Raw genomic sequence first — 3,670 nt, 5'->3', positions numbered from 1 at the left:
GTGTGTGGTGGAGCAAGGAACCTACCGGGAGCTAACGACCGACCCTACATCACGCTTCAGAAAGCTCTTCGCCTCCCAGCTGGAGGGGAAATAACCTTGCAACATACCCGCACAACGTAGAGTTAAAAGCATGGAACGTATTGAATCTCCCGTCTACCGCAGGCTCGGCAACTCCGGTCTCGTCGTACCCAGCGTCGGCATCGGCTGCAACAACCTCGGCCGCCCCGGCACCCCCACCCGCACCCAAGAAGGCACCAACGAAGTCATCGCCGCCGCAGTCGACGCCGGCATCAGCTTCTTCGACATCGCCGACCTCTACGGCGCCGAACCCGGCCTCTCCGAAACCATGTTCGGCACCGCCCTCACCCAGCTCGGCCTCGACCGCGATGAGCTGACCATCGTCACCAAATTCGGTCTGCCCGTCGGCGACCTCAACGGCAACGACCGCAACGCCCGCGGATCCCGCCGCTACATCATGCGCGCCGTCGAAGGGTCCCTCCGCCGCCTCGGCACCGACTACATCGACCTGTACTTCTACCACAGTCCCGACCCCAACACCCCCATTGAAGAGACCCTCAGCGCCCTCGACCAGCTCGTACGCGACGGTAAGGTCCGCTACCTGGGCCACTCCAACTTCTCCGGCTGGCAGCTCGCCCACGCCGAACACTGCGCCCATGAACTCGGCACCGAACGGTTCATCGTCGCTGAAAACCACTACAACCTGCTCGACCGCCGCGCAGAACTCGAAATCCTGCCCGCCGCACGGCATTTCGGCATGGGTGTGCTGCCGTACTTCCCGCTCGCTAATGGCCTGCTGACCGGCAAGTACCGCCGCGACAACATTCCCGCCGGTTCGCGCCTGTCCCACTCCAAGAAGAACGTGCTCGACGCCGCCAACTGGGACCAGCTCGAAGCCTTCCATAGCTTCTGCACCGAGCGCGGCATTACCGAGGCGCAGGCGGCGTTCTCCTGGCTCGCACAGCAGTCGTCGGTCACCTCCGTCATTGCTGGTGCAACCAGCGCCGAGCAGGTGCGCGCCAACGCACAGGCGGCATGCCTGCGCTTCGACGCTGAGGACCTCGCCGCCCTGGACGCCATCTTCCCGGCACCCGAGAAGATCGCGCTGTTCTAAACGCGGGCTCCTTCTCAAAGGGGCACTCAGGCGGTCGCACATGTCGGCCGTAATATACGCTGAAAAATAGGCGCGGTGAGAAATAAATATCACCCGCCGAACGTTTTCGCTAGGATTAGGTGAGGTGTGTCTAACCTGACGCACCTCACCTTACCCATGTACCCACCCCTGCCGCCTGGAACCAGCTCCGGCAGGACCACCCGCCACCGGCACATCAAAGGACACCATGAGCGCACAGAGCACCGCCTCCACCCTGCCCCCTCTGGGCACCGGGAAGCACAGCCGATACCTCGGCATCATCGCACTCATCGCCACCTTCGGCGGTCTGCTCTTCGGCTACGACACCGGAGTGATCAACGGCGCGCTCGAACCCATGAGCCGCGAACTCGGCATGGACTCCACCGCCCAAGGTTGGGTCACCGGATCGCTTGCCTTCGCCGCCGCTATCGGTGCGCTCGGATGCGGCCGCATCTCTGACCGGTTCGGCCGCCGAACCACCATCATTGGGCTCTCCACCATCTTCTTCTTCGGCGCCTTGGCGTGCGTCTTCGCACCCAACGTCGCCGTGCTCATCACCGGACGCACCCTGCTCGGCCTGGCGGTCGGTGGCGCCTCCGCCGTGGTGCCCGTGTTCCTCGCAGAGCTCGCACCCTACGAAATTCGAGGCTCCCTCTCCGGCCGCAACGAACTCATGGTCGTGGGCGGTCAGCTTGCCGCGTTCATCGTGAACGCCCTCATCGGCAACGTATGGGGCGAACACGACGGCGTGTGGCGCTGGATGTTCGCCATCTGCACCCTGCCCGCCATCGGCCTGTTCGTCGGCATGCTGCGAGTGCCCGAGTCGCCGCGCTGGCTGCTGCGCGTCGGCAAGCGTGAGCAGGCGCTGGAGGTGATGAAGCGCATCCGCTCCACCGAACGTGCCGAAGCTGAGATTGCCGACATTGAACGCACCCTGCAGGCGGAGGCGACCACCCAGAACAATGCGGCGGGTAAGGAAAGCGTGGGCGTGCGCGGCTGGTTCGTGCGCATCCTGCTCGTCGGTATTCTGGTCGGCGCGGGCCAGCAGCTGACCGGCATCAACTCGATCATGTACTACGGCATTAAGGTGCTCAAGGAAGCCGGTTTCAGCGAATCCGCGGCGCTCATTGCGAACATTGCGCCGGGTACGATTGCGGTGCTTGGTTCCATCCTGTCGCTCAGCCTGATGGAGCGTGTACCGCGCCGCGTCATGGTCATTACCGGCTATGCGTCGACCGCGTTTTTCCACGTGCTGATTGCGGGCGCGTCCATGCTGCTGCCCGCCGATAATGCGGCGCGTCCCTGGATTCTGCTGGTGCTCATCGTCTGCTTTGTGGGCGCGATGCAGACCTGCCTGAACGTGTCCACGTGGGTGATTATGAGCGAGCTGTTCCCGCTGCGTGTGCGTGCGGCGGGTATGGGCATTTCGGCGTTTAGCGGCTGGATGATGAACGGTGTGCTGTCGCTGGCGTTCCCCGTGATTCTGGGTGCGGTCGGTCTGACTGGCTCCTTCATCGGCTTTGCCGTGGTGAACGTGGTCATTGCGCTGCTGATGTTCCGCAACCTGCCGGAGACTCGCGGCGTGAGCCTGGAGCAGGTGGAGCGCGGCGTGATGGACGGCAGCATCTACCCCTCCGCACACAAGCGCTAGATTCGGCGGTTTTTAGGCAAGAATGAGGCGGGCGGCCCCTCCCTGGTGGAGGTGCCGCCCGCCTTGCAATATGCGTTGAAAGACTAGTCTGTAGGGTTCTCTGCGAGGAACTCGTCGAGGCCGATGCGGTAGCCGTCATCTTCGGCGCGTGCCTTGCGAAGAGCCTCAATGTCGAGGAGCTCTTCGTACTCTTCCAGCAGCTTCAAATCTTCGTAGGAGATGAGCGCGGCAACAGTCTTACCATTGCGGCTGATGAGGGGACGTTCGCCGGAGAACACGGCTTCATTGACTTTGGTTCCAAGGTTGTCGCGGAGTTCTTTAAGAGTCGTGACATTGGAACGAGTCCGGTGAGTGGTGACAGTCATGACTGGTTCCTTTCTGGGGTTTGTCCGTTAGCTCCGAGGATAGTTCCTGTGTAGGTTCTATCCAGGGGAGCTACTTACATAGTACAACAATGTAAAGTATGTAAAAAGTGTACACTTTTTCTGCTAAGGTTGAGGTTAAGATTTAAAGCTCTGCCTGAAGGGTGCAGATGACTGCAAACCATGTCTCAAACCCCGTGTACCGGGTCGAATTGACGCGCAAAGCAGCGAAAGAACTAAAGAAAATCCAACGAGAAGACCGGACAGCCTTCGAGAAAATTATCGTCTGCCTCCGATTCCTTGGTGATGACCCATATATGACGGGAGTCAAGAAGCTACAGGACGAAGAAGGGTACAGGGCACGAGTAGGGAATTACCGCATTCTGTACACCATTGATAACGGTGCGGTTGTTGTTGAAGTTTTCCGAGTCGGTCATCGACGCGAAGTCTATCGCGGCCTGTAGAGTGAGCGTGGCGTGATGGACGGCAGCATCTACCCCTCCGCAC

The 3,670-nt window shown here is 61.0% G+C and carries 4 protein-coding genes; 3 read left to right on the top strand and 1 reads right to left on the bottom strand.

Annotated features, from left to right (window positions below):
• The first annotated feature begins 130 nt into the window (after window positions 1-130).
• Together HMPREF2927_RS04485 and HMPREF2927_RS04480 are read left to right on the top strand one after the other, a co-directional pair.
• Window positions 131-1,132 (top strand): aldo/keto reductase, encoded by a 1,002-nt coding sequence (locus HMPREF2927_RS04485; RefSeq protein ID WP_070685919.1) that lies wholly within the window; start codon window positions 131-133, stop codon window positions 1,130-1,132.
• A gap of 226 nt (window positions 1,133-1,358) precedes the next feature.
• Window positions 1,359-2,801: a sugar porter family MFS transporter gene (locus HMPREF2927_RS04480; RefSeq protein WP_070685917.1), complete on the top strand. Its 1,443-nt coding sequence runs from the start codon at window positions 1,359-1,361 to the stop codon at window positions 2,799-2,801.
• Window positions 2,802-2,884: 83 nt separating this feature from the next.
• Here the strand turns inward: HMPREF2927_RS04480 and HMPREF2927_RS04475 are convergent, their stop codons facing one another.
• Window positions 2,885-3,166, bottom strand: a complete 282-nt coding sequence (locus HMPREF2927_RS04475) for a type II toxin-antitoxin system prevent-host-death family antitoxin (RefSeq protein ID WP_070685915.1) — start codon at window positions 3,164-3,166, stop codon at window positions 2,885-2,887.
• Between the two features lie 167 nt (window positions 3,167-3,333).
• Between HMPREF2927_RS04475 and HMPREF2927_RS04470 the strand changes: the two genes are divergently transcribed.
• Window positions 3,334-3,627 (top strand): type II toxin-antitoxin system RelE family toxin, encoded by a 294-nt coding sequence (locus HMPREF2927_RS04470; RefSeq protein ID WP_070685913.1) that lies wholly within the window; start codon window positions 3,334-3,336, stop codon window positions 3,625-3,627.
• The last annotated feature ends 43 nt before the right edge of the window (window positions 3,628-3,670 follow it).

Source organism: Rothia sp. HMSC061E04 (genome assembly GCF_001813685.1).
Lineage (GTDB): Bacteria > Actinomycetota > Actinomycetes > Actinomycetales > Micrococcaceae > Rothia > Rothia mucilaginosa.
This window is presented reverse-complemented; position numbering and strand designations above follow the sequence as displayed.